A 20395-nucleotide genomic window follows, 5' to 3' on the forward strand; every position below is an offset into this window, starting at 1 on the left:
AGCGTAGCGCAGGATGCCTGCGCGGCCTGTCAGCCAATGTCCTTTTGACCGCTCCGATCCAGCTATCAGGCCATGCCCGCCAGGAAGTCCGGCTGCTGGAACTTCATCTCCAGGAACTTGCCGTTGGCCAGCAGCGCCTGTGCATCGGCGCCCGCGACGTTGGCCACGATCTCGCGCATCTTGCCGTCGAGCAGCGCCAACTGGTCGGCCAGGATCTGGCGCGCGGTCTTGCCGTCCGTGAGCACATGGGTGGTGCGAAACGCGGGCGGCAGGGCCACGTAGTTGGCCAGTGTCTCGGGCAGGTAGCGCAGCACCGTCTCGCGCACGGTGAACAGGTTGGCGTCGTGGTGGCTGCGCTCGCCCAGCAGCCGCGGCAGCACCTCGGCGACGGAGGTGCGCACACTGCGCAAGTGGCCGTTCATGTCGGCCGTGAGGTGCGGCGCAACGCCTGCGGCCAGGGTGTCCAGCCGGGCCAGCGTCTCTTCGATTGTGAGCGTGTCCTCGATGCGGCGCTCGATCTGTGGCGCTTGGCCGCCGGCCCAGCCCAGCAGCCAGCCCCCCGCATAGAGCCCGGCGGTAATGAACAGCCAGCCAGGTCCGATGACGCCCGCGAACAGCAGCACCGGCCCGAGCAGCGCCAGCGCGCAGCCGGCGATGTTGCCGTTGCTGTACAGAGTGAGCAGCAGCCGCAGCTTGAGCGGGCGGCGGCCCTGCGCGGCCTTGCCGGTGGAGGAAGCGGCCGGCATCACTGGTAGCCCCGGATCTCCTTGAAGACGAGCGCCAGCGCCGCCTTGCGCCCGTCGAACACGCGCCCGCCCGTGAGCTGTGCCAGGGCCCCCATGTCCGCGTTGCTGGCTTCGCCGAACAGGATGGGGAAGACGCGCGTTGCCTTCCCGCTGCCGGCCATGCGGTTGCGGAAGGCGTCGAGGTTCGGGCCATCGGTGTTCACGCCGTCGGTGAGCAGCACGATGCTCACGTAGCGCTCGGGGTCGCTGGCGCGCTCTTTGGCGGCCAGGGCCTGGGCCTGCAGCAGGGCGGCATAGATGCCGGTGCCACCCGAGGCGCTCAACGCATCGGCATAGGCGGTGACCTGGGCCTGGCTGCCTGCCAGCGAGGCGCGCTCGAAGTTGACCCGCACCGGATCGCCCACGGTGTCGGAGAACGACAGCAGCACCACCCGCTCGCGGCTTTGAAAGCGCGCATAGCGCGCGCTGGCCGTGCTTGCCTGCCCCCCGGCCAGCACCTTCAGGGCCTCGCGCATGGCGTCGATGCGCGGGCCCTGCATCGATCCGCTGGTGTCCAGCACGAATATCGAGGTGGCGGGCCGGCGCCATTCGCCCTGGTAGGCCGAGAGCACTGCGTCGATCACTTCCAGCCGGTTGGGAAAGCTCAGCTCCGCCACCGCATCGCTGGGCAGGCTGGCGGGCAGGGCGATGTCCGGCGCCGTGGGGCGCAGGAAGGCATCGGCAGCCAGTTGGCGCTGCAGCGCAGGCGCCTTGAGGGCGGCCACCAGGCGGTCATAGGCCCCGCGCTGCTCGGGGCGCAGCAGCATCAGCGGGTAGTCGGCGGAGATCACGCCGTCCTTGGGGTAGACGAGGGCGAGCCTGTCTACTGCGGCCAGCTTCTCGTTGGTGCGCAGGATCACGGCCTCGTAGTTGACCATGCCGTCCAGCGCCGAGGGGTCCTTCAAGAAGGCCTCGGCCAACCAGCCCGAGCTGCCGGCCGTGAGCTTCTGGCCCGACAGGAAGGCGGTCAGCACCTGGGTGTTGACCTCGGCGATGTCCAGGTCCTCGGTCTTGCCGGCCACGGCCGAGGCCACCGCGAACAGCGCGCTCATGCCGGTGTTGGAGCTCGTCGGGTTGGTCATGGCGTAGCGCAGGCTCCCGGCGCCTGCGGCTTTGGCGATGTCGGTCCAGGTTGGGGCCTGCCTGTCCCAGCCCAGCGCGGCGGCGTTGGCCGTCTTGACGCCCAGAGCCACGCGCGAGTAAAAGAGCTTTTCGCGCGCCAGCGGTTTGGCCGCAAGGGCCAGGGCCGGGTAGGCGCCGTTGGGCGGCAGGATGGCGTCGAACTGCTCTCCGGCGTTGATGCGCTCCACGATGTCCAGCGTGCCTGCGTAGGACAGCTGCAGGCGCACGTTGGCGTCGGCTGCCGCCTTGAGCAGCGCGGGTTCGATGTCCTTGATCTCCGAGCCAGCGAGCACACTGAACGTCGCCTGCTGCCCTGTGGCCGGGCTGGCCGGTGCGGCCTCTTCGCGCTGGCCACAGGCGACCAGGGCCATGCACAGCGCCAGCCCGGTGGCTCTCGCCAACTGCCGCCAGGCGCGGCGCAGGCTGCTCACAGCCGGACCTCGGTGCTGGCGCTGGCCGCCTCGGCCGTGCCGCGTGCACGTTCCAGGTAGGCGCGCGACTTGTCGATTTCGCTGGTCAGCGTGTTCACCGTGGTCTGCATCGAGTCCAGCGCCTTGAGCTTGAAGTCGGCGATCGTGTCCATGGTCTGGTAGATGTTCTGGAAGGCCTGCTGCAGCTTGGCGATGTCGATGGTGCCCGAGGCCGCCTGCTGGTGGATGGCCGCGCTCTGGTCGCGCAGCATCTCGCTGGTGGATGCGATCAGGTTGCCGGTGGTGGTGTTGAGTGCGCTGATCTGGTCGAGCACCAGCTTCTGGTTGGCCAGGGCCTGGGCCACGATCACCGCCGTGCGCAGCGCCGAGATGGTGGTCGTGGTCGCGCGGTCCACGCCCTTCATCAGCTCCAGGTTGTTCTTGCGGATCATGTCCAGTGCCAGGTAGCCCTGGATGTTCACGCTCATCTGCGTGAGCAGGTCGGTGACCTTCTGGCGCGTGTAGAACAGCATCTCCTCGCGCACCACGCGGGCCTTCTCGGGGTCTGCGGCGTCCAGCGAGTAGGCCTTGGCCTGCAGCTCGGTGTCGAGCTTCTTGCCGATGTGGATGTACTTTTCGAGCCGCTCCATCAGCGACCACAGGTTCTGCTTTTCCTGGTCGATGGCGGCGTTGTCGCGCATCAACTCGTCCTTGCCGCGCTTGAGGGTCTCGATGATCGCGTTCAGATGCGCCTGCGAGGACTGGTAACGGTCGAAGTACGCCACCAGCTTGCTGCCCATGGGGATGATGCCGAGCAGCTTGCGCACCGAGAAAAGGTCGCCCTGGCGCGAGGGGTCGAGCTCCTCGATCTGGTGGCGCAGGTCGATCAGGCCCTGGCCGATCTCCGTGCCCTTGCCGAACAGGCCGTTCTGCATGGACTGCACGGGCCGCTCCAGCATGCGGTTGGACACGCTGGCCGAGGCCTCGATGTCCTTGTTGCCCATGGAATGGATGCGCTCCACGGCTTCCTTGAACTTGGGGTGCTGGCTGTCGTTCACCGTGATGTCGTCGATGAACCGGCGCACCTGGGTGTCCAGGGCCTGCACGTCCTCGGGTTTCAGGCGCACGCGCCCGCTGGCCGATTCGATGGGCACGGCCGCGACCGGCGCAGGGGGCTCCAGCACGAAGGCCTGCGCTGCTGCGGTTGCGGTGGGCGGTTGCAGGGGATCGGGCCTGGAGATGGTGTTGGTCATGAGGCAGTCCTTACTTGAAGCGGGTTTCGATGGCCTCGATCATTCGCTCCAGCCACTCATGGCTGGGCGGATCAATCACGTCGACGAGCACCTCGGGCACCGCGATGCCGCGCTGGGCCCAGGTTTCGGGTCCGCGCGTATCGCCACCGGTGCGAAAGCCATACTCATTGGCCAGTGTGCGCAGGGCGGGGTCGTTCTCCAGCGCGTCGCCCACGCGCGCGCCGGCGGGCGTGTAGGGCACCAGCACGTGTTTGGAAAATACCGTCGGCTTGGGGTACATGAGCATCATGTCGCTCTTGATCTTGTTCGGGTGCTTGAGCCAGAACTCCACCATCTGCGACTCGTAGGCCATGAGCAGCGGTGCCTTGCCCATGCCCAGCGCCAGGTAGTCCTCGAACGGTCCGGACGAGGACTGTTCCTGGAAACCCTGGCGCAGGAACAGCGGCGCCACCGTGGGCAGCACCCGCTCCACATCGGCCTGGCTCTGCACGATCTGCTGGTTGTTGGCCAGGTAGCTGGCCAGCGCCAGGTACATGGCAGCGCTGTTGGAGGTGCGCACATCGGTGGAGCTGATCAGCAGCGACTTGTTGGTCGAGAACGCCTGGCTGCCCTTGAGGTCACGCCAGCGCTTGCCCTTCTCGATCAGGTCCATCAGGGCCGGCAGGTCCACCAGGTAATAGATGTCGCCCTGGCGCTCGGCGATGCCGTTGGCCACCAGGATGTCGGCGATGGGGCGCCAACTGGCCAGCACCATGGGGGTGTAGAAGGGCGTGAATACCGCGCTGGCCTTGGCCTGTGCCTTGAGCTGGGCGGCGGCGGGTGCACCGGAGGGAAAGCCGAAGTCGTAGGCCTTGGCGTCGTAGCGTCCGGCAATGGCGCGCGAGCCGGCTTTCTCGATCACCACGGTGATGCCGCGCGCGGCCAGGGCCTGCTGCACGCGCGGGTCGGCAAAGAAGGCCTCCTTCTCCGAGCCGATAAGGCCGCGCGCCTGGACCTGCCGGGCCTGCTCGATGCGGGCAGCCTCCTGGGCATTGCGTTCGCCGGTCACGCTGGTGTTGGAGAACCAGATACCCCCCGCGACACCGGCCAGCAACAGGGCGGCGAGGAGCGGGGCGACGAACTTGCGGATTTCCACCGGTGGATGCCTCTTGGATCGTGTTGTTTGTGACAACGATGCTAGGGAGGATTTGTGACGGTTTGATTGCAGTGATGTGGCGGGCGCAGGCCCTGGGGCGTGCGAACTGGGCGTGCCAGGGTGCAAGAACTGCGTGAAAACACCGGGCTTTGCCGCATTGCTGTCACATTGGCCTGCGAAGGTGGGTAGGTCCGCCGTGTGACCTGGCAACTTGCAGGTTGCTCCTTCCTGCAAGCCCCGTATGCCTTCGCAACCCTTTCCCGCAACCTCCCATTCCCTGGCGTTCGACGACAAGCGCGGCCTAGCGGGCGCACTGCTGTGGATGCTGGTCGCCGAGGCCTCGCAGGCCTATGCGTTTGGCAGCCTGGACATGAGCCTCATCTGGCCGGCCGATGGCATCGCCATTGGGCTGGTGCTGGCGTATGGGCTGCGCATGCTGTGGTACCTGGGGGCAGCGGTGGCCTTGTGGCATGCGCTGCATGGCATCCCCGTGATGCAATCGCTGATCGGCGTGGTGGCCCTGGTGGCCGCTGTGTCGCTGGTGTGGTGGCTGGTGCAGCGTGACCGGCGCAGCGAGGCCGAGCGCAACCCGGTCGCTACAGCCATCCGCTTCCACGCGCTGACCGTGCTGCCAGGGGCGGCGGTCCTCACGGCGTTGGGCAGCTGGCAGTTTTTGCTCACGCCGGGCGAGCAGCCGGGCGGTGTCCTGCGCGTGGCGGGGGTCATGGGCATGTCCGAGGTGTTCGGCATCCTGCTGTTCTGCCGGCTGACCGAGCTGGCCGCCCATGCCCTGGATGGCGGCTGGAGAGCAGGCCCGCTGCATTGGGCCCGCTGGCAGACCTTCTGGTTGGCTGGGCTGGTGGCAGTGATGTCGCTTGCGCACTGGGGCCCTTCCCTGGCAGGCATGGGCGTGGGCCCGTCGGCGCGCTACATCGTCTTTCTGCTGGTGGCCTGGGCAGCCTACCGTGGCAGCCCCTTGTTCGTGCACCTGACCACGGCGCTCTCGGCACTGACCCTGCTGGCCTTCGCGCCGCCTTTGGTGGCCGGCCAAAGCCCCTACCTGGCGGTGCTGGACCAGGCCGTGCTCATGGTCTGCCTGGCAGCGCTCAGTTTCTTTGCCTCGGCGACGATGGAGCATCGCCGGCAGATGGAGCGCAGCCTGCACGAGGCCGCCAGCAACGATGGCCTGACGGGATTTCTCAACGAGCGCGGCCTGCTCAAGGCCCTCCAGGCGGCGGGGCCGGGTCCCCTGTACCTGATTGGCATCAGCCTGCACAACCTGGAGCATGTGGTGGGCCTGATCGGCCTGGGCCGCACGCGCGAGATCGAGCAGGACATGTCGATCTATCTGCGCAACCAGTGGGGCCGCAGCTGCATCTACGCGCGGCCACGCGATGGGTTCTTCGTGGTGGCCGTGCCTTTGGCAGGGGGGGATGTGGACGCGCGGCTGCTGCAGCTGCGCGCCGCGCTCGACGGGCGCCGCTATGTCTTTGCCGAGCACAGTGTGCGCATCCAGGCCGCGCTCGGGCTGCTGCCGCTGGACGAGGGGCAGGCCCTGGGCGACGACATCCTGGCGGCACTGATGCTGCTGTGCGAGGTGGACGGCGATCCCGCATTGAGCGAGCGCCATGCGCACGGCGGTGACTTGGCGCCGGGCCACCTGATGCGCATCCGCCGAGGGCAGCTTTCGCAGGTCGAGGCGCTCAAGGACGCGCTGCGCCTGCCGGCTGGCAACCCCGAGACCAGTGGCCTGTGGCTGGCCTGCCAGCCCATCCGCTCGGCGCACGGCGACCACGATGGCGACCTGGGGGTCGAGGTGCTGCTGCGCTGGGCGTCGGGCAATGGATCGAACCACCTGCCTGGGGAGTTCCTGCCTCTGGCCGAACGCTATGGGCTCATGCCCCAGGTGGACCGGTGGGTCATCACGCAGGTGTTCGCGGCCCTCGTGGCCCATGGCATCACCCACAGGGACCTGGGCAAGGTGGCCATCAACCTGTCGGGCTCGTCGGTGTCGGACCCGCGGCTGCTGGCCCACATCGACCAGTGCCTGGCCACCAGCGGGCTCGACCCCGCAATGTTCTGCTTCGAGGTCACGGAGACCGCCGGCATCGTGCAGCGCAGCCGCGCGGTGGACCTGCTGGCCAGCCTGCGCGCCATGGGGGCGCGCACCTCGCTCGATGATTTCGGCACGGGCCTCGCCACCTTCGACTACCTCAAGTCGCTGCCGCTCGATTTCGTGAAGATCGACGGCAGCTTCGTGCGCGACGTGCTCTCCTCGCGGGTCGATCAGCGCATCGTGCTGGCCATCTGCGACGTGGCCCGCACCATGGGGCTCACGACCATTGCCGAGTTTGTCGAGACGCCGGCCCAGCGGTCGCTGCTGGCGGCCTACGGCGTGGACTATGTGCAGGGCTTTGGCATTGCCAGGCCCATGCCGCTGACACAGTACCTGCAGCAACTGGTGCGCCGCGATCCGCGCTCCGCCACGCCGGTGGCGCCGGCCCGTGCCCTGGCCGGCCGATGGCAGGCAGGGCATGGCCGCCTGGTGCCGCGCATGGCGCCAGGTGAATGACATGGCGCCCAGGCCAGGGCTTTTTGTCACGCAATCGCAATATGCGACTTGTAAGCTCTGGTGTCATTCCCTGCCGCATGGGTCACCCTCTTCATGTCCGAACTCCCCGCCTATCTGCACGACTGCCGCCCGCGTTTTCGCCAGCCCAGCGCTGGAGACATGTGCACCGAGGTGCCCTTTATGGCGGTGGAAGAGACCAATGAAAAGGTCATGGAGATCTTCAGCGAACACAAGGACCTGATCAGCCTGCCGGTCGTGGAGGGCGGGCGCCCCATTGGCCTGATCAACCGCGACATCTTCATGTCCGAGATGAGCAAGCCCTACCGCTGGGAAATCTACGGGCGCAAGAACTGCATCGCCTTCATGGACAAGGCGCCGCTGATCGTCGACGCCGAGATGGGCATCGAGGAGCTGACATTCAAGACCGTGGAATACGGCGAGAAGGCGCTGTCGGACGGCTTCATCGTCGCCCGCGAAGGCGCTTTCGTCGGCGTGGGCCATGGCCTGCAGCTGATGCGCGTGGTGGCCGAACTGCAGGCCGCGCGCAACCGCCAGGTGATGCACAGCATCGAGTACGCCAGCGTGATCCAGCGTTCCATGCTGCGTGCATCGCGCGATGCCCTGGTGCAGGCACAGGCCGATGCCGACCTGGTATGGGAGCCGCGCGACGTGGTGGGCGGCGACTTCTACCAGTTCACTGCCATGCCCGACGGCTGGTTCGCCATGGTGGCCGACTGCACCGGCCACGGCGTGCCGGGCGCCTTCATGACGCTGATCGCATCGAGCACCCTGGGCAAGGCCATCGAGCAGTACGGGCCGCGCGATCCTGCGCAACTGCTCTCCAGCGTCAACCGCAGCATCAAGCAGATGCTCGGCCAGATGGACGGCCAGGACGACACGCCGGGATCCGACGACGGCATGGACGCCGCTTGCTTCTGGTACCAGCCTGCCACGCGCGAGCTGCGTTTTGCCGGCGCGAACCTTTCGCTCTTCGTGCTGGCCCCCGGTGCGCAAGCGGTGCAGGTGGTGGCCGGCGAGCGCAAGGGCGTGGGCTACGTGGACAGTGACTTCGACCACACCTGGACCAACCAGACGGTGGCCCTGGCGCCTGGCAGCCTGGTGTTCGTGACCACCGATGGCCTGATCGACCAGGTGGGTGGCCCCAAGGCCATCACCTTCGGCAAGCGCCGCATCCAGGAGGTGATCGTCGCCCAGCGCGAGCAGACCCCCGCGCAACTGAATGCCGCCATGCAGCAGGCGCTGCAGGATTGGCAAGGCAGCCACCAGCGCCGCGATGACCTGACCTTCTTCTGTTTTCGGGCCCAGGTTCACACCCCCGGCCCCACACCCTGAAATCCCGGATGGACAACCTTTACATACCCCCCACACCCAGCTCGCCGGAAGTGGACTTCAAGTTCGACGAGAACACGCTCAGCCTGCGCGGCGAGTCGTACCCCGAGAATGCCGCCGCGTTCTATGGCGACATCCTGCGCCAGCTGCAGGCCTATCTGGGCGCGCGCAGCGGCCAGAAGATCCAGGTCAGCATTGCCTTGGCGTATTTCAACAGCTCCAGCACCAAGATGCTGTTCAACCTGGTCGGCCTGCTCAGCGATGCCGCCGAGGCGGGTAACCAGGTGGTGCTCAACTGGTTCCACGATGAAGAGGACGACACGATCTTCGAATTCGGCCAGGAGCTCAAGGACGACTTCACGGCCATCCAGTTCGTCAACCACGCCGTGAAATCGGCGTGACGGGTTTCGATGTCCGAAGCACCTGACCTGTTCGACGCCGAAAGCCGTGCCTTGCTCGCGGCCCGCCTGGCCTTCGATGATGCGGCCGGCTCCCCGGGGCTGCACCGCCATGCCCTGGGCGAGCTCCTGACCTCCTACGAGCGCCTGCTGCGCGAAACGCGCCGCATGGTGCGGCGCAGCGACCGGGCCGAGCTGGAGATGAACCAGCTCAACCAGCGCCTGCAGGACCTCACCGGCCAACTGGAGTACCGCGCCACGCACGACCCGCTCACCGGCGTGCTCAACCGTGCGGCCATCATCGAGCGCTCCAACCGCTACCTCGCCAGCGACAGCCTGGCGCTGATCGTGCTCGACATCGACCATTTCAAGCGCGTCAACGATTCGTTTGGCCATCCGGTGGGCGACACGGTGATCTGCGGCGTGGTGGATTGCCTCAAGGGCGTGGCACCCTCCATCGCCCAGATCGGGCGCGTGGGCGGGGAGGAGTTCACGGCGTTGCTGCCCGGTCTCTCGCTCGAGTCTGCCGGCCACGCCGCCGAAGGCATGCGCCGGGCGATTGCGGCCCATGATTTCCAGCTGCCGGACGGCAGCCGTGTGACCGCCAGCTTTGGCGTGAGCTGGCACGAGCGTGGCAGCAGCTTCGACGCGGCCTACGGCAGTGCCGACGAGGCCCTGTACCAGGCCAAGCGGGCTGGGCGCAACCAGGTGGCCCGCGCTGCCATGGCCGTGGCCTGAGGCACTGCGCGTGGTGCATTGCCGCCACACCGGCCCGCCATGGGTGCATTTGTCTTTGAAATACTGTATATTTTTACAGTATCTAGAAGGAGCCACCCATGGACACCATCGAAACCACCTACAGCGTCGCCCTGCGCGACTACCCTGAACTGCCGGCCAAGGAGCGCACAGCTGCCGAGGCCCGCTACCTGCGTGTGCTGGAGCGCAAGCTGGGCGGCCCCGACGTGGTGGCCGATGCGCTGCGTGCCGTGATGCAACTGGAAGAGTCCGACGGCAACGATGTCAGCGCCGAGGACCTGGCCATGGCCGGCCAGTGGACGAAGGCGGCCAATGCCGCCCGCGAGGCCGGCTACCAGGGCCTGGGCGAGGTCGATGGCGCGTACTTCGAAGTGCGCCTGGCCTGATGCCGGGCGCAGAGATCGCTGGCATGACGCTCGATCAATGGGCCATCGCCGTGCTCGGCGCCGTTGCCGTGTGGCTGTCCCAGTCCGCCCATGAGCCGGCGCGCCGTCTCGCCTGCCTGGCCGGGCTGATGGCGCAGCCATTTGCCTTCTACATCGCCTGGCAGGCCCAGCACTGGGGTGTGCTGGCGCTGGCGGTGGTCTTCACCCTGGCCTGGCTGCGGGGCCTGTGGGTGCACTGGCTGGTACCGCGCCGCCAGGTGGGGCTGGCCACCATCCAGATGGTGCCGGGGCGCAAAGCCTGAAGCCCGACTCTCTTGCGCCGGCCCATGGCCGCCTTTGCGATGGTCTTAATTTTCTTGACCGCAGCCTCCCCACCTGCCACGGTCGGTGATCTACCGGAGATTGCCTATGTTCACAGAGAAGATGCCTTCCAACAGCCAGACAGCTTTGCGCAGGGCGCGCGATTGCCATGAAATCCGGCAGGCGTATACCGCGTTTCTTGCCTCGCTCAAGCAGGCCAGCGGCTTGCCCGATGTGGGCTTCTTCGTGGCCGATGTGGGGCAGGACGTGGTGATCACCACGCCCTCGGGTGAATCGTCGCCTTACCTGCTGATCTGCAGCGATGGTGCCGAGGCGGTGTGGGGCCGGGTCTTGTTTCTCACGCTCAATCCTCTTACCGGAACCCGGTTGCCCATCTTTGCCGTGCGCCTGCGCCCCGATGCGGTGGTGCTCAACGACGAGGGCACGCGGGAGTGGGAGGCCAGTTTCAAGGAGGGTGATCCGTTCAACCAGATCGAGATCAAGCAACTGGTCTATGAGCTGATGTACGGCCAGATCGCGTTCAACAGCAAGGGGCTGATTCCGGAAGACGCCTGAGCGTTGGGGTGCGTTCCGGGGTGCAGCCGTCAGTCCCCCTGTTGCAGCTGCGCCCGGTACTGACCGGGCGGCATGCCGAACCAGCGCTTGCAGGCGCGGAACATGTTGCTCTGGTCGGCAAATCCCAGCAGGTCGGCCACTTCGGTCAGGTTGCGGCGCGGGTCGGCCAGGTACTGGCGTGCGAGTTCGCGGCGCGTGTCGTCCAGCAGTTGCTGGTAGGTGGCCGATTCGGCCTGCAGCCGGCGCTGCAGGGTGCGGTCGGTCATGTTCAGGCGCGCGGCGATGTCGTCGCGGCGCGGCTCGCCCTTGTGCAGGATGCGCGCCACCTCGGCGCGCACGCGCGTGCTCGCCAGCGAGTGGCCCAGGTGGTCAAGCTCGGTTTCCACCAGCCGCTCGTGCATGGCCCACAGGCTGGGGTTGTGCGTGGGGATGTCGGCCAGCATGTCGGCTTCGGCCAGCAGGATGCGGCTGGCCGGCTGCGCGAAGCGGGGCAGCAGGCCGAAGGCTTTTTCGTAGCGTGCCTCGCTGCCAGGCGCCGGCTGCGGCGTGGTCAGTTCCACGGCGATGGGCTTGAGGTCGCGGCGCGTGAGCCAGCCGCACAGCGTGAACAGGGTGAGCAGCGCGTATTCGACCCGCTGGCGCGGCACCGGGCGCGTACCGCCGATGTGCGCGATGGAGAACCAGTAGCCGCGTGCTTCGCGCTCCAGCTCGAACGCGGTGCAGTCGGATATCACCGCCATGTGGCGCGTGAGGTGCTGAAAGCCGACCATGAGGTTCGGGCCCGATGCGAGCGCGTAGCCCACCACGTCCACGTTGCCATAGCGCGCGGTGAGCTGGGGGCACAGCCCCAGATCCAGCTTGCCGGAGCGTGCCACGGCCAGCTCCCACAGCTGGCTGATCCGGTCCACATCCACACGTGCATGGGGCTGCTGCAGGGCCGCCAGGTCGATGCCGGCCTCGCTGCACAGCTCGGCCACGGGCAGGCCTTCGGCGGCCATCATGTCGGTGGTGCCGCGCACCCAGGCGGCGGAACTTGTGCGGGGAGTCATCGGGTTGCGATCGAGGTCACGGTGGGCTCAGGGTTTACGCGAGGTGGGAGCTGAAGTCAGTGTTTTGGCAAGGTTGCGATAGTAGCGAAAGGCCTGCTCCTTTCCACAATCGGCGTCGAGGTTGTGCCCTGGCGTCACGTTACTGTACACAGAGGCCCGACCCGTTTTGAGAAAACCCCAAAGGAGACAAGACATGGTCGATTCGCGCTGGCGTGTGCAATGCCTGGGAGCAGTCCTTTCCGTGCTGGCGGTGGCCGGCTGTGGCGGTGGTTCGGGCACCGCGCCCGAGGTGCGCGAGACCGCGTACGGCACGGTGCGCGGCGCCGATGCCAGCGCCACCACGGGCACCTATTCGTGGAAGGGCATCCCCTTTGCCCGGCCCCCCGTGGGCGAGCTGCGCTGGCAGCCCCCCGTGGCGCCTGTGGCCTGGAGCGGCGAGCGCGATGCCACGCGCTTTGGCAATGCCTGCCTGCAGATGGGGCGCCTCTATGGCCCCGGTGCCAACAACCGCTTTGACGACAGCATCGGCCAGACCCTGGGCACGCCCGTGGGCAACGAGGACTGCCTGACGCTGAACATCTGGCGCCCAGCGAGCACGCAGGACAACCTGCCCGTGCTGCTGTTCCTGCACGGCGGCAGCGCCATCTCGGGCTACACGGCCGACCCGGTCTACGACGGGGCGGCGCTGGCCCGCTCGGCCAACGCGGTGGTGGTCACGGCCAACTACCGGCTCGACGTGCTGGGCTTCTTCCAGATGCCGCAGCTGCATACCGGTACGCAGGCCTATACCGGCAACTACGCGCTGCTCGACAACGTGCAGGCCCTGTCCTTCATCCAGCGCAACATCGGCAACTTTGGCGGCAATGCGGGCAACGTCACGCTGATGGGGCAGTCGGCCGGTGCCGGCAACGTGCTGGCGCTGCTCACCTCGCCCCAGGCGGCGGGCCTGTTCCACAAGGCCCTGCCGATCAGCGGTGGCACCTCGCTGGCGAGCCAGTTGCCTGCAGGCTCCATCCCCACGCTCAACCCTGCCTCCAAATACGCGGGCCAGTCGGCTGCGCTGCTGGCGGCCCTGGCGCTGGCCGATGGCCTGGCGCCCGATGCTGCAGCTGCGGCGGCGCTGGTGGCTGGCTGGACACCTGCACAGACCGCCAGCTACCTGCGTGGCAAGGACGGCCGCGTGGTGCTGCAGACGGTGCTGAAAAGCGGGCTCACGGGCTCGGGCCCCATCCCCGATGGCGTGGTGCTGCCGGTGGATCCGATCGCAGAGATGGCGGCCGGACGCTACCACAAGGTGCCAGTGCTCTCGGGCTACACGGCCGACGAGGCCAAGCTCTTTGCCCCGTTCCTCGCCCTCCTGGGCGGCAAGCCGGGCATGAAGATCAGCGACGCCGAGCGCTTCGCGATGACGCAGGCCTTCAACCCCGATGCGCCCACCACGCTGACGGTGGCGGACATCGTCGATGCCTCCTACCTGCCGGTCACAGCCCCTGCCACGGGCTACAACGCGCGCATGAAGCTGCTGGGCAGCGTATTCATCGAGCCGAGCCGCGACAGCCTGCTCAATACCCTGCGCACGCAGCAGACCAACGTCTGGAGCTACCAGTTCAACTGGGCCCAGCAGCCCGCGCCCTGGAACGATGTGTACGGCGCAGCCCACGGCTTCGATCTGCCCTTCGTGTTCGGCAACTTCGGCCCCTCGCTGCTGGCCAAAGCGGCCAACAGCACGGCCAACCAGCCGGGCCGGCTGGCGCTCTCGGGCGTGATGATGGACAGCGTGCGTGCCTTTGTGCACACCGGCAACCCCAACCATGCGGGCCTGGGCCAGGAGTGGCAGCCCTGGCCGCGCAAGTTCATCTTCGACGCCGACCAGAAGGCCACGCGCCTGAGCCTCCAGTAAGCCAGGATCCTGATGCCCCTTTTAATGTCCTTTCAGGCGGCTGCGGTGGCGGCGAGGTATGCGCCCAGCGCGTCGTCGTCCACGATGGCCACCTTGCCGAAATCCAGCGACACGATGCCCATGCCTTCGAGCGAGCGCAGCACGCGGTTGACTGTCTGGCGCGACAGGCCCACGAGCTGGCCCAGCTCGTCCTGCGTCAGGTTGAGCCGGCGCGTGCTGGGCCAGAACAGGCGGCTCAGGTACAGCGCCACGCGGTGCTCGGTGGACTGCGTGCGCCCGGCCTCGATGATGGTCATGGCCTGCCCGAGCCGCATGTTCAGGTGCAGCACCAGGAACTGGTTGAAGGCCAGGCTGCTCTCGCGCAGCGCGGCAAAGACCGGCAGCGGCAGGCACATGAGGCGGGTAGGGCGCAGGGCCACCACGTGGTACCTGCGGGGCTCGGGCTTCATGGCCGAGCCTTCGCCGAACCATTCGCCATCGGGCACGCCGATGAAGGCCGACGCGCGGCCGCGGCTGGCCGGGCTTTGCAGCATCACCAGGCCCGAGAGCACGGCGTGCCAGCCCTGCACGGCGCTGCCAGCGGGCATCATCACGTCGCCCTTGTCACCGCTTTCTTCGAACACTTCGGCGCGCACGCGCTCCTGCATGGCCGCCGGCAGGCCGGCGAACCAGGGCTGGGCGGTGATGAAGCGCTGGGCGTGCGGGGCGAGGCAGAGCATGCTGCCAATTCTCGCAGCGCACAGCGGCATGCAGGGTAATCCCTTGGCCTTTGTCGGGCGGGCGACAGGTGTTGGCGCCAAGCGGCCCACGCCGCACACTGCGCAGCCAGGAAGCCCGCGTGGCACGCAGCCGAAAGGGGCGCTTCGGAGACCCCGCAGCAGGCCAGCGCGCGTTACGATGATTGCCCACTTCACCACAACATTCAAGGAGCACACATGCTGGGCCTGATGCAGAGCCAACCCCTGTTGATCTCGTCGCTGATCGAGTTCGCCGAACGCCACCATGGCGACGCCGAAATCGTCTCGCGGCGCGTGGAGGGCGACATCCACCGCTATACCTACAAGGACCTGGGCCAGCGCGCGCGCCGCCTGGCCAATGCGCTCGACGGGTTGGGCCTGCAGTTCAGCGACCGCGTGGCCACGCTGGCCTGGAATGGCTATCGCCACATGGAGATGTACTTCGGCGTCTCCGGCTCGGGCCGCGTGCTGCACACCATCAACCCGCGCCTGCACCCCGAGCAGATCGCGTGGATCGCCAACCATGCCGAAGACCAGGTGCTGTGCTTTGACATGACCTTCCTGCCCCTGGTGCAGGCGGTGCACGCCAAGTGCCCCACGGTGAAGAAATGGGTGGCGCTGTGCGACGCCGACAAGCTGCCTGCGGATTCCGGCATCCCCGGCCTCACGAGCTACGAGGCCTGGATCGGTGCCCACTCGCCCGACTACGCCTGGCCCGAGTTCGACGAGAACTCCGCATCGAGCATGTGCTACACCAGCGGCACCACGGGCAATCCCAAGGCCGCGCTCTACAGCCACCGCTCCACCACATTGCACGCCTATGCGGCAGCACTGCCCGACGTGATGTGCCTGTCGGCCCGCGACTCGGTGCTGCCGGTGGTGCCCATGTTCCACGTCAACGCCTGGGGCATCCCGTATTCGGCTGCGCTCACGGGCTGCAAGCTGGTGTTCCCCGGCCCGGCCATGGACGGCAAGTCGATCTACGAACTCATCGAGTCCGAGAAGGTCACCTACGCCGCCGGTGTGCCCACGGTGTGGCAGATGATGCTCGGCCACATGAAGCCTGCGGGCCTGAAGTTCTCCACCCTCAAGCGCACCGTCATCGGCGGCTCGGCCTGCCCGCCCGCGATGATCCACGCCTTCAAGGAAGACTTCGGCGTGGAAGTGCTGCACGCCTGGGGCATGACCGAGATGAGCCCGCTGGGCACGCTGTGCACCCTGAAGAACAAGCACCTGGCGCTGCCCAAGGAAGAGCAGATGAAGGTCCTGCTCAAGCAGGGCCGCGCCATCTACGGCGTGGACATGAAGATCGTCGGCGCCGACGGTGAGGAACTGCCCTGGGATGGCAAGACCTATGGCGACCTGCTGGTCAAGGGCCCGTGGATCGTGGACAGCTACTTCAAGGGCGAGGGCGGCCATCCGCTGGTCAAGGACGCGCAGGGCCGCGGCTGGTTCCCCACGGGCGACGTGGCCACCATCGACGCCGACGGCTTCATGCAGATCACCGACCGCAGCAAGGACGTGATCAAGTCCGGCGGCGAGTGGATCAGCTCCATCGACATCGAGAACATCGCCATGGCCCATCCGGCCATCGCCATGGCTGCGTGCGTGGGCATGCCGCACCCCAAGTGGGATGAGCGCCCCATCGTGGCCGTGGTCAAGCGCCCGGGCGCCGAGGTCACGCGCGAGGAACTGCTGGCCTTCTTCGAGGGCAAGACCGCCAAGTGGCAGATCCCCGATGACGTGGTGTTCTTGGAGGCCATCCCTATCGGTGCCACGGGCAAGATGCTCAAGACAAAGTTGCGTGAGCAACTCAAGGATTACAGGCTTCCAGGCCTGTGATCCGGGGCTGCGCTGGGCAGGTCTTCGCGAAGGTCGCGAGGGCTGTTGTCAGCGCTGCCCCAGGCTGGTGCGGCGCTCGGGGGAGTGCCCGCCAGTCACGTGGGCGACGCCGGTAGGGGCAATCCCTGAGGGGCGTCGTGTTGCAACGCGGTACGCTGCGTCGTGTCGATTTACAAGGAGACAAAACCATGAAATTCGCTATGAAGGCTGTAGCAGCCACCGTCCTGTTGGCGAGCGCTGGCGCCGCATTCGCTCAAAAAGGTGAGACCGTCAAGATCGCCTGGCTCGACCCGCTTTCGGGCCTGATGGCGGCCGTGGGAACCAACCAGCTCAAGAGCTTCCAGTTCATCTCCGAAGAGTTCAACAAGAAGAACGCTGCCGGAGTGAAGTTCGAGATCATCGGCATCGACAACAAGCTCAGCCCGCAAGAGACCACCAGCGCACTGCGCTCGGCCATGGACCAGGGCGCGCGCTACGTGGTGCAGGGCAACGGCTCGGGCCCGGCCCTGGCGATCATGGATGCGCTGGAAAAGCACAACGCACGCAATCCCGGCAAGGAAGTCGTGTATCTGAACTACGCCGCCGTGGACCCGGACCTGACCAACAGCAAGTGCAGCTACTGGCACTTCCGCCTGGACGCTGACACCTCCATGAAGATGGAAGCGCTGACCACCTTCATGAAGGACATGCCCGAAGTCAAGAAGGTCTACCTGATCAACCAGAACTACGCGCACGGCCACCAAGTCTCGAAGTACGCCAAGGAAATGATGGCCCGCAAGCGCCCTGACGTGCAATTCGTCGGCGACGACCTGCACCCCCTGGCCCAGGTGCGCGACTTCTCGCCCTACATCGCCAAGATCAAGCAGTCGGGCGCCGACAGCGTGATCACCGGCAACTGGGGTTCCGACCTGGCGCTCCTGATCAAGGCCGCCAACGACGCCGGCCTGAACAACGTCAACTTCTATACCTACTACGGCTCCGTCACCGGCAGCCCGACCGCAATGGGCTCGGCCGCCGCTGGCCGCGTGTACATGGTGGCCTACGCGCACATCAACCTGCCGGGCGAAATCAACAAGATCGTGGTGGACTACAAGAAGAAGTTCAACGACGATATGTACACCGGAGCCGTGTACCACGCCTTCTCCATGCTCACCGAAGCCTTCGTGAAGACCAAGTCCACCGACCCTGTGAAGGTGGCTGCGGCCCTGGAAGGCATGAAGTTCAAGAGCTTCAATGGCGAAGTCGAAATGCGCAAGACCGACCACCAGCTGCAGCAGGGCCTGTTCATCTCCAAGTGGGAGAAGGCCGGCGGCAAGTTCCCGCTCGACTCGGAAAGCACCGGCTACACCTTTGTGCCCGTGAAGTACTACGAGCCCTTCGTGGCCAGCACGCCCACCTCGTGCCAGATGAAGCGCCCATAAGCGCCCACAGGGGCCTGACCAGGCCTTTGCTGCGTATCGAGGCCCGACCTGGCTCGGGCCTCTTTTTTTACCCTTGACCTGAAAAATTCCAATGAATCCTGAGTTTTTCGTGATCTCCCTGCTCAATGGCGTGAGCTACGGGCTGCTGCTGTTCATGCTGAGCTCGGGACTCACACTGATTTTCAGCATGATGGGTGTGCTCAACTTTGCACACACCAGCTTCTACATGCTGGGTGCCTACTTTGCCTACAGCATCTCGGGCGTCATCGGTTTCTGGCCGGCGCTGGTGCTGGCGCCGCTCCTCGTTTTCGCGCTCGGTGCTGCGTTCGAGCGTTACTGCCTGCGCCGCGTGCACAAGTTCGGCCACGTGCCTGAGCTGCTCGTGACCTTCGGCCTGTCCTACCTGATCCTCGAGCTGGTGCAGCTCGTCTGGGGCCGTGCCACGGTGCCCTACGGTCTGCCCACGCAATTGCAGGGTCCGCTGTTCAGCCTGTACGGCACGCAGTTCCCCAGGTCGCGCTCCTTCGTGATGCTGATCGCATTGCTGATGCTGGTGTCGGTGTGGCTGCTGCTCACCCGCACACGCATCGGCCTGGTGATCCAGGCGGCGCTCAAGTACCCCGAGATGGTCGAGGCGCTGGGCCACAACGTGCCGCGTGTGTTCATGCTGGTGTTTGGCGGCGGCGCGGCCCTGGCCGGCCTGGCCGGCGTGATTGGCGGCAACACCTACGTCACCGAGCCGGCCATGGCGGGCTCGGTCGGCTCCATCATCTTCGTGGTGGTGGTGGTCGGCGGCATGGGATCGCTGGCTGGGGCGTTCCTGGCTTCGCTGCTGATCGGCCTGGTGCAGACCTTCGCGGTGGCGCTCGACTATTCGATGATCCACGTGCTGCGACCCCTGGGCGTGGCGGTGACCGACCAGACCTTCGGCTACCCCTTGCTCAAGCTCACCATCTCCCAGGTGGCGCCCATTCTTCCGTACCTGTTCCTGGTGCTCATCCTGATCTTCCGTCCCAAGGGCCTGCTGGGCACCCGCGAGGACTGATGCCATGACCTCATCCACCACCACCGTTTCCGGCGCTGCGCCACAGGCCAGCGCCCCACAGGGCACCTCCCACTACCGGTTCAAGCCGTGGAACGTGGGCCGCTTCGTCGTCTGGTCGCTGTTCGCCGCGATGCTGATCGTGGCCCCCCACGTGTTCCGCAGCGGCCTGGCGCTGACCATGCTCTCGCAGATCGGCTACCTGATCATCATCTGCCTGTCCTACAACATCCTGCTGGGGCAGGGCGGCATGCTCAGCTTCGGGCACGCGGTTTACACGGGCCTGGGCTCGTTCATCGCCATCCACGCCATGAACATGGCGACCAAGGGGGGGCTGCCCATCCCGCTGGTGCTGATTCCACTGGTCGGCGGGCTGGCAGGCATGTTCTTCGCCATCCTGCTGGGCTTCGTGACCACCAAGAAGTCGGGCACCACGTTTGCCATGATCACGCTGGGCATTGGTGAACTGGTGGCCTCCATGGCGCTGATGTTCCCCGAGTTCTTCGGCGGCGAGGGCGGCATCACCACCGACCGCGTCTACGGCAAGCCCTTCTTCGGCTTGAACTTCGGTTCTGGCATGCAGGTGTACTACCTGATTGCCGCCTACTGCTTCGTCTGCACTGCGGCCATGTTCGCCTTCACGGGCACGCCGCTCGGCCGCATTCTGAATGCCGTGCGCGACAACCCGGAGCGCGTGGAGTTCATCGGCTACAACACGCAGCGCGTGCGCTATTTCGCGTTCATCATCGCGGGCTTCTTCGCCGGCATCGGCGGCGGGCTGGCCACCATCAACTTCGAGATCGTGACCGGTGCCGACAGCGTGAACGTGCTGCGTTCGGGCGGCTACCTGCTGTTCACCTTCCTGGGCGGGGCCACGTTCTTCTTCGGGCCCATCATCGGCGCCGTGCTGCTGGTGCTGGCCTCGGTGCTGCTGTCCGAGATCTCCAAGGCCTGGCTGCTGTACCTGGGCCTGGTGTTCCTGTTCATGGTGATGTACGCCCCTGGCGGCATCGCCAGCCTGATCATGATGAACCTGCGCCTGGCCAAGTACGGCAAGCTGCGCCAGCTCTGGGTGTCGTACATGGGCCTGGCCGGCACCGGCCTGGTGGCCGTGCTGGGTGCTGCATGCATGGTGGAGATGACCTACCACCTGCAGCTCAACGCGGCCCTGGGATCCGAGCTCAAGTTCATGGGCGCCATGATCGATGCCAAGGGCCTCACGGCCTGGTTCGGTGCGGGCTTCGTGTTCCTCACCGGCCTGGCGCTCTTCGAGATGTGCCGGCGCCAGTTCCTGCGCCAGTGGAGCACCATCCAGGAAGAGATCGAACATGCCATCAAGCGGGGGGAGGCACAGTGAGCAA

At 66.5% G+C, this 20395-nt stretch carries 18 protein-coding genes; 12 read left to right on the forward strand and 6 right to left on the reverse strand.

Annotation, left to right across the window (positions count from 1 at the left end; all coding sequences use genetic code 11):
- Positions 1-65: 65 nt before the first annotated feature.
- From ASE31_RS27805 to ASE31_RS27820, 4 genes are read right to left on the reverse strand one after another with little or no spacing between them, the layout of a single operon-like run.
- Positions 66-746: a hypothetical protein gene (locus ASE31_RS27805; RefSeq protein ID WP_057205930.1), complete on the reverse strand. Its 681-nt coding sequence runs from the start codon at positions 744-746 to the stop codon at positions 66-68.
- A complete protein-coding gene (locus tag ASE31_RS27810) occupies positions 746-2338 on the reverse strand; it encodes a substrate-binding domain-containing protein (RefSeq protein WP_235514790.1) in 1593 nt (530 codons plus the stop codon). Before ASE31_RS27810 ends, ASE31_RS27805 begins: the two co-directional genes overlap by 1 nt.
- Complete coding sequence (locus tag ASE31_RS27815; protein WP_057205931.1) at positions 2335-3570, reverse strand: toxic anion resistance protein; 1236 nt, start codon at positions 3568-3570, stop codon at positions 2335-2337. The genes ASE31_RS27810 and ASE31_RS27815 overlap by 4 nt, the downstream gene beginning before the upstream one ends.
- A gap of 10 nt (positions 3571-3580) precedes the next feature.
- Positions 3581-4705, reverse strand: a complete 1125-nt coding sequence (locus ASE31_RS27820; RefSeq protein ID WP_057205933.1) for a hypothetical protein — start codon at positions 4703-4705, stop codon at positions 3581-3583.
- Positions 4706-4946: 241 nt separating this feature from the next.
- Between ASE31_RS27820 and ASE31_RS27825 the strand changes: the two genes are divergently transcribed.
- The 7 genes from ASE31_RS27825 to ASE31_RS27855 all read left to right on the forward strand — a co-directional run bounded on the left by ASE31_RS27825 (position 4947) and on the right by ASE31_RS27855 (position 11043).
- Entirely contained in the window at positions 4947-7277 is a 2331-nt protein-coding gene (locus ASE31_RS27825; protein WP_057205935.1) for an EAL domain-containing protein, read from the forward strand.
- A 93-nt stretch (positions 7278-7370) separates the two neighbouring features.
- The gene (locus tag ASE31_RS27830) at positions 7371-8630 is read left to right on the forward strand and encodes a SpoIIE family protein phosphatase (RefSeq protein WP_057205937.1); all 1260 of its coding nucleotides are present in this window, start codon (positions 7371-7373) and stop codon (positions 8628-8630) included.
- Positions 8631-8638: 8 nt separating this feature from the next.
- Complete coding sequence (locus ASE31_RS27835; protein ID WP_057205938.1) at positions 8639-9028, forward strand: DUF1987 domain-containing protein; 390 nt, start codon at positions 8639-8641, stop codon at positions 9026-9028.
- Positions 9029-9037: 9 nt separating this feature from the next.
- A complete protein-coding gene (locus ASE31_RS27840; RefSeq protein ID WP_057205940.1) occupies positions 9038-9763 on the forward strand; it encodes a GGDEF domain-containing protein in 726 nt (241 codons plus the stop codon).
- A 98-nt stretch (positions 9764-9861) separates the two neighbouring features.
- Positions 9862-10167, forward strand: a complete 306-nt coding sequence (locus tag ASE31_RS27845; protein WP_057205941.1) for a hypothetical protein — start codon at positions 9862-9864, stop codon at positions 10165-10167.
- 23 nt (positions 10168-10190) lie between these two features.
- Entirely contained in the window at positions 10191-10469 is a 279-nt protein-coding gene (locus tag ASE31_RS27850; RefSeq protein WP_057206232.1) for a hypothetical protein, read from the forward strand.
- 106 nt (positions 10470-10575) lie between these two features.
- The gene (locus ASE31_RS27855; RefSeq protein WP_057205943.1) at positions 10576-11043 is read left to right on the forward strand and encodes a hypothetical protein; all 468 of its coding nucleotides are present in this window, start codon (positions 10576-10578) and stop codon (positions 11041-11043) included.
- A gap of 29 nt (positions 11044-11072) precedes the next feature.
- Here ASE31_RS27855 and ASE31_RS27860 read toward each other — a convergent pair whose 3' ends face one another.
- A complete protein-coding gene (locus tag ASE31_RS27860) occupies positions 11073-12092 on the reverse strand; it encodes an AraC family transcriptional regulator (RefSeq protein ID WP_057205945.1) in 1020 nt (339 codons plus the stop codon).
- A gap of 193 nt (positions 12093-12285) precedes the next feature.
- On the opposite strand from ASE31_RS27860, the gene ASE31_RS27865 reads away from it, so the two are divergent.
- Positions 12286-13992 (forward strand): carboxylesterase/lipase family protein, encoded by a 1707-nt coding sequence (locus ASE31_RS27865; RefSeq protein WP_057205947.1) that lies wholly within the window; start codon positions 12286-12288, stop codon positions 13990-13992.
- 32 nt (positions 13993-14024) lie between these two features.
- Here the strand turns inward: ASE31_RS27865 and ASE31_RS27870 are convergent, their stop codons facing one another.
- Positions 14025-14711, reverse strand: coding sequence for a Crp/Fnr family transcriptional regulator (locus tag ASE31_RS27870; protein ID WP_057205949.1), 687 nt, complete (start codon positions 14709-14711; stop codon positions 14025-14027).
- A gap of 216 nt (positions 14712-14927) precedes the next feature.
- Between ASE31_RS27870 and ASE31_RS27875 the strand changes: the two genes are divergently transcribed.
- From ASE31_RS27875 to ASE31_RS27890, 4 genes are all read left to right on the forward strand, one after another.
- Entirely contained in the window at positions 14928-16571 is a 1644-nt protein-coding gene (locus ASE31_RS27875) for a 3-(methylthio)propionyl-CoA ligase (RefSeq protein WP_057205950.1), read from the forward strand.
- A 188-nt stretch (positions 16572-16759) separates the two neighbouring features.
- Positions 16760-17992, forward strand: a complete 1233-nt coding sequence (locus ASE31_RS27880) for a branched-chain amino acid ABC transporter substrate-binding protein (RefSeq protein WP_057205952.1) — start codon at positions 16760-16762, stop codon at positions 17990-17992.
- 91 nt (positions 17993-18083) lie between these two features.
- The gene (locus tag ASE31_RS27885) at positions 18084-19037 is read left to right on the forward strand and encodes a branched-chain amino acid ABC transporter permease (RefSeq protein WP_057205953.1); all 954 of its coding nucleotides are present in this window, start codon (positions 18084-18086) and stop codon (positions 19035-19037) included.
- Positions 19038-19041: 4 nt separating this feature from the next.
- Positions 19042-20391: a branched-chain amino acid ABC transporter permease gene (locus ASE31_RS27890; RefSeq protein ID WP_057205954.1), complete on the forward strand. Its 1350-nt coding sequence runs from the start codon at positions 19042-19044 to the stop codon at positions 20389-20391.
- Positions 20392-20395 lie beyond the last annotated feature (4 nt).

The organism is Acidovorax sp. Root217 (assembly GCF_001428645.1).
GTDB lineage: Bacteria > Pseudomonadota > Gammaproteobacteria > Burkholderiales > Burkholderiaceae_C > Acidovorax.

Bases quoted from the DNA above. Each gene is read 5' to 3' on its own strand.
- ASE31_RS27845 (WP_057205941.1), top strand. From the start codon at position 9,862: ATGGACACCATCGAAACCACCTACAGCGTCGCCCTGCGCGACTACCCT.
- ASE31_RS27805 (WP_057205930.1), bottom strand. From the start codon at position 746: ATGCCGGCCGCTTCCTCCACCGGCAAGGCCGCGCAGGGCCGCCGCCCG.
- ASE31_RS27840 (WP_057205940.1), top strand. From the start codon at position 9,038: ATGTCCGAAGCACCTGACCTGTTCGACGCCGAAAGCCGTGCCTTGCTC.
- ASE31_RS27875 (WP_057205950.1), top strand. From the start codon at position 14,928: ATGCTGGGCCTGATGCAGAGCCAACCCCTGTTGATCTCGTCGCTGATC.
- ASE31_RS27880 (WP_057205952.1), top strand. From the start codon at position 16,760: ATGAAATTCGCTATGAAGGCTGTAGCAGCCACCGTCCTGTTGGCGAGC.
- ASE31_RS27860 (WP_057205945.1), bottom strand. From the start codon at position 12,092: ATGACTCCCCGCACAAGTTCCGCCGCCTGGGTGCGCGGCACCACCGAC.
- ASE31_RS27815 (WP_057205931.1), bottom strand. From the start codon at position 3,570: ATGACCAACACCATCTCCAGGCCCGATCCCCTGCAACCGCCCACCGCA.
- ASE31_RS27835 (WP_057205938.1), top strand. From the start codon at position 8,639: ATGGACAACCTTTACATACCCCCCACACCCAGCTCGCCGGAAGTGGAC.
- ASE31_RS27850 (WP_057206232.1), top strand. From the start codon at position 10,191: ATGACGCTCGATCAATGGGCCATCGCCGTGCTCGGCGCCGTTGCCGTG.
- ASE31_RS27830 (WP_057205937.1), top strand. From the start codon at position 7,371: ATGTCCGAACTCCCCGCCTATCTGCACGACTGCCGCCCGCGTTTTCGC.
- ASE31_RS27890 (WP_057205954.1), top strand. From the start codon at position 19,042: ATGACCTCATCCACCACCACCGTTTCCGGCGCTGCGCCACAGGCCAGC.
- ASE31_RS27855 (WP_057205943.1), top strand. From the start codon at position 10,576: ATGTTCACAGAGAAGATGCCTTCCAACAGCCAGACAGCTTTGCGCAGG.
- ASE31_RS27885 (WP_057205953.1), top strand. From the start codon at position 18,084: ATGAATCCTGAGTTTTTCGTGATCTCCCTGCTCAATGGCGTGAGCTAC.
- ASE31_RS27870 (WP_057205949.1), bottom strand. From the start codon at position 14,711: ATGCTCTGCCTCGCCCCGCACGCCCAGCGCTTCATCACCGCCCAGCCC.
- ASE31_RS27825 (WP_057205935.1), top strand. From the start codon at position 4,947: ATGCCTTCGCAACCCTTTCCCGCAACCTCCCATTCCCTGGCGTTCGAC.
- ASE31_RS27865 (WP_057205947.1), top strand. From the start codon at position 12,286: ATGGTCGATTCGCGCTGGCGTGTGCAATGCCTGGGAGCAGTCCTTTCC.